Genomic DNA, 3,772 nt, shown 5'->3' on the forward strand with positions numbered 1-3,772 from the left:
TCATTGTCGTATTCTCTCAGAATGTTGAGTCTCCGACAATACCGGGGCGGTTCAAATAATAGTTCATCTTTTTGTCACATTAAAATTCGATATTGCTATATTAGTAACAACAATATTATATTTTATATATAATTTTTTTTCTAATAGAAGCCTAGTGAATGACATTTGAGTATGAGTTCTAATTCAGTAAGGAATTTGAGAGATTTTAATAATTAATCATTCCAAATCTGGCTTCAAATATAAGGCTTTTATCGGTGATGGAACAGTCATCACTGGCTCTCCGCAAACCACTCATTATGGTATTCCTATCGCTCGGAAGGGCGACAAGGTCGTCTGTAAGAAATGCAAAAAGGTTGTCACTATTATCACGGGTGACCCATCCTATATAGTGGATGGTGCGCCAGTTGCCCGTGTAGGTGATATGACCAGCTGCGGCTCAAAACTGATTGCTAGTCAACAAGCATTTTCGGAGTCGGGTTTTGATGTGGGTAGTATTGCACAGGCAGAACCTTTGCAGTTTGCGAAGTCGGATTCAGCGAGCTTTTTTTCTCTTGAAGATAAAGCTGTTAGTAAATATAAAAAGAAGATTTTGTTTGAAGACGAGTATGGTGATCCTTACTCTAATTCACCTTACATAGCATTTTTTCCAAACACTCAAGAACTGAGAGAAGGCACAACAGATGAGCAAGGCTATACGGAAGAGTTCATTACAGATGAACCTGAAGAAATAGTCGTTCATCTGATTACAGAAGATGAAATTGAGCAATGGAAGACATTATATTAAATGCATCCAATACAGCGACTGTGAATCAAAATTCTATTTACAAGTCAAATTATTATATTTTCATAAAAAATAAAGGTGATAATAAAATGTCTAAATACCCTGAAGGAATTAAAGATACATTCTTATGCTTAACAGGCATAAAAGCCTGGCCATACACGAAGGTAGTTTCAGTCGAAGATGGCGTACCTACCTTAGAAACACAATGTATAAAGAAAAGCAGTTACTCAGAGCAAAAAGGCAATGTAGTTGATACAGCATCAAATGCTGCTCAAGCAAAGTATTTAACGGGTCCACAAGGAGCTACAGTAGCCACTGGTACAGGTGCTCTTGCAGGTGGTGTTGCTATTTTGAGTGCAGGTACCGCAATATTGAGAAAAGATTATGATGAGTATATGCAAACAGGAAATCATTACAGCTTTAACAACCAAAAACTTTCGGACTGTTTATCTACAATTAACTGGGAAAAATATCCAGATTTCGAAACAGCTTTAAAAAGCGAAGGTATGAAATGTAAGCTCTATTAATTTTTGATAACGGCTACACGTAAGAAAACTATTTATGAATATAAAAAGTCAATTTAAAAAAGGTATAACAAATGACCATTAGATTTTTATCTGTAGCTAAAATAATGTCGCTAATAACTATAACAACAATAATTAATGGTTGTAATAGCTCTTTACCTCAAACTAAAGACAGTCTAGAACTTATAACGCAGGTTGATTTAAGAAGTCTCAATAAGAGCCAAAATTTTAATAAAAAAATTATTCAAGCAGCAGATGAAGCTGCCGTAATCTCAAGCAATAAAAGCAATTATGTTGGCTACAGCATGGTAGAAGTTAATGGATATCAGATATTATTCAAACCCGAAGAGCCTAACTCCCTACTTATCTATCAAAACGGCAAACTACTCTCTGACTATATTGATAATAAAGCAACATTATATAAGGATAACACTTACTTCCCTTATGTAAATCGTCAGTCTGTTCACTATAATAATAAAAAAGACGTACTAAACTATAATAATGGTTCTCTATATTTTCGTGACTATGGATTGAATGGTATAGAAGGTGTATTTGAAATAGAGTCTTCTGGTAATAAAGCTATAGATGCTCTTATTGGTGGTGGTTTATCTACAAAAAAATTACTCTACCAAGGTGAAGAGTGTGAGATACAGCCGCAATCACAAATGATCGCTTGTTGTTTTATTGAAGATAAAAAAGAATTACTCCAACTTGGAGATAATGGATGGGAAATTCGCACACCAAATGATAATTTTAGTTGTGAAAAAAATTGATAGTTTGCATCATATAGTCAGTTCCTCAGAGCTATGAAAAAGCTTTTGAGCTGTTTCAAAAAGCTGCTAACCAGAAGTACTCTGATGCTCAATTTAATTTTAGTGTTATGTACGACAATGGCGTAGGCATTGATCAAAACTATGAAAAAGCAATAGAGTGGTATTTGTTAACAGCTGATAATGGAGATTTTGATGCCCAAAATAACCTTGGCACTTTTTATGAAAACGGCTACGGCGTACCGCAAGACTATAGTAAGGCTTTAGAGTGGTATACCAAAGCCGCTGATCAAGGGGTAGATGTAGCACAACTTAACATCGGTGGTCTTTATGAGAACGGTTATGGTGTACCGCAAGATTATGATAAAGCTTTTGAATGGTACAAAAAAGCAGCAGATCAAGGCAATCAAGCAGCCAGTAATCGCATCGGTAGATTAGTCATGAATAATAAAATTGACGATACTGGTATCACTATCTACAGCACTCAAGAAACTGGTCTTACATTGGGTGATCTTGAAAATATGAGCCAATAATAATAAAAGCTGTATGAGCCAACAGTTTTTAGCTCATACAGCCACTAATTTATAAAGTGTTTAACAACCTCATCACTCCACCAAACCATCTAAAATAGATTTGACTTCCGTGACGTACTGACCCAAATCTGGCTTTGAATATAAGGCTTTACCAATGGCGGTACGGTCATCACCAGCTCTTTACAAACCACTCATTATGGCATTCCTGTCGCTCGTAAAGGGGACAAAGTCGTCTGTAAGAAGTGCAAAAAGGTTGTCACTATTATCACTGGTGACCCGTCCTATATAGTGGATGGTTCACCTGTTGCCCGTGCAGGTGATATATATTTTGCGCCAAAAGCACATGAAAAGGACTTTTCTCTAGCTTCAGACGCCGCCAGCAAGCATTTCTTTATACATGAAATGACCCATGTATGGCAGTATCAGAATGGTCAAACTGTTGCCTTACGTGCTATTGGCGAGCAACTGTTTTTTGAATTCCCAAGTAAAATTGGATTAGGAGATGGTGCGTACGTATATAAACTTGATCAAAGCAAAAATCTACTTGATTATGAGATAGAACAGCAAGCTTCTATTGTTGCGGATTATTGGGCTATGAAGAATAGACTTATTGATAAAGTTAAGCAAAGAGCTACTAATCGTAGTGAAGCATATTTAGCTCATTATTCAATAGTAGTAGATACAGTGATTAAGAAATAGTTGTTATTTACTTTGGTTGTGAACTTTTTACAATGTTTTTTTCAAAAGGTATTAAAAGATATGACTAAATTCATGAATAATTTTTCATATTACTTTTTAAATCCAATCATTTTATTGATATCGCTTGGTATATCTGGCTGCATTTTTGATAACCGTGCACATAGTCCTCCTATTACTGGAGATATTGAAATATCAAAAGATAGTAAAGGTGGCTTATGTTTTATGCCTTTACTTGCCTCTGCTACCTTTATGGAAGAATCTGTAAATTTAAGGAGTATAAATATGGAGTATCTTACTATTTCCGACCCTAACTCAACAGGAGGGGATCGAATTAAAACTTAGATTAACACATGAAGTGCAATACCAAATGCAAGGTGAAAAAAAGACCTAGATGCGCTAGCATCAAAGTTTTTATCCACCGACCAAAGTGAGATTGCAACCATGAGCTATACACATCTAAGCCTA

The 3,772-nt window shown here is 35.7% G+C and carries 5 protein-coding genes and 2 pseudogenes; all 7 read left to right on the forward strand.

Going from position 1 to position 3,772, the window contains the following annotated elements; all coding sequences use genetic code 11:
• The first annotated feature begins 268 nt into the window (after positions 1–268).
• Complete coding sequence (locus EI164_RS15050) at positions 269–784, forward strand: PAAR domain-containing protein (RefSeq protein WP_318779562.1); 516 nt, start codon at positions 269–271, stop codon at positions 782–784.
• The gene (locus EI164_RS15055; protein ID WP_192520745.1) at positions 766–1,308 is read left to right on the forward strand and encodes a hypothetical protein; all 543 of its coding nucleotides are present in this window, start codon (positions 766–768) and stop codon (positions 1,306–1,308) included. The genes EI164_RS15050 and EI164_RS15055 overlap by 19 nt, the downstream gene beginning before the upstream one ends.
• Positions 1,309–1,379: 71 nt before the next feature.
• Complete coding sequence (locus EI164_RS15060) at positions 1,380–2,078, forward strand: hypothetical protein (RefSeq protein ID WP_192520746.1); 699 nt, start codon at positions 1,380–1,382, stop codon at positions 2,076–2,078.
• A gap of 20 nt (positions 2,079–2,098) precedes the next feature.
• Positions 2,099–2,155: pseudogene (locus EI164_RS17530) on the forward strand (hypothetical protein); the annotation flags it as partial.
• On the forward strand, positions 2,129–2,608 hold the full coding sequence (locus EI164_RS15070) for a tetratricopeptide repeat protein (RefSeq protein ID WP_263972674.1): 480 nt from the start codon (positions 2,129–2,131) through the stop codon (positions 2,606–2,608). The pseudogene EI164_RS17530 and the gene EI164_RS15070, both read left to right, overlap by 27 nt.
• 162 nt (positions 2,609–2,770) lie before the next feature.
• A pseudogene (locus tag EI164_RS15075) lies at positions 2,771–3,307 on the forward strand (PAAR domain-containing protein); the annotation flags it as partial.
• 72 nt (positions 3,308–3,379) lie between these two features.
• Positions 3,380–3,649 carry a hypothetical protein gene (locus EI164_RS15080; protein WP_192520750.1) on the forward strand — a complete coding sequence of 90 codons (270 nt, stop codon included), beginning with the start codon at positions 3,380–3,382 and terminating at the stop codon, positions 3,647–3,649.
• The last annotated feature ends 123 nt before the right edge of the window (positions 3,650–3,772 follow it).

Origin of the sequence: Psychrobacter sp. FME13 (assembly GCF_014861395.1) — a bacterium.
GTDB lineage: Bacteria > Pseudomonadota > Gammaproteobacteria > Pseudomonadales > Moraxellaceae > Psychrobacter.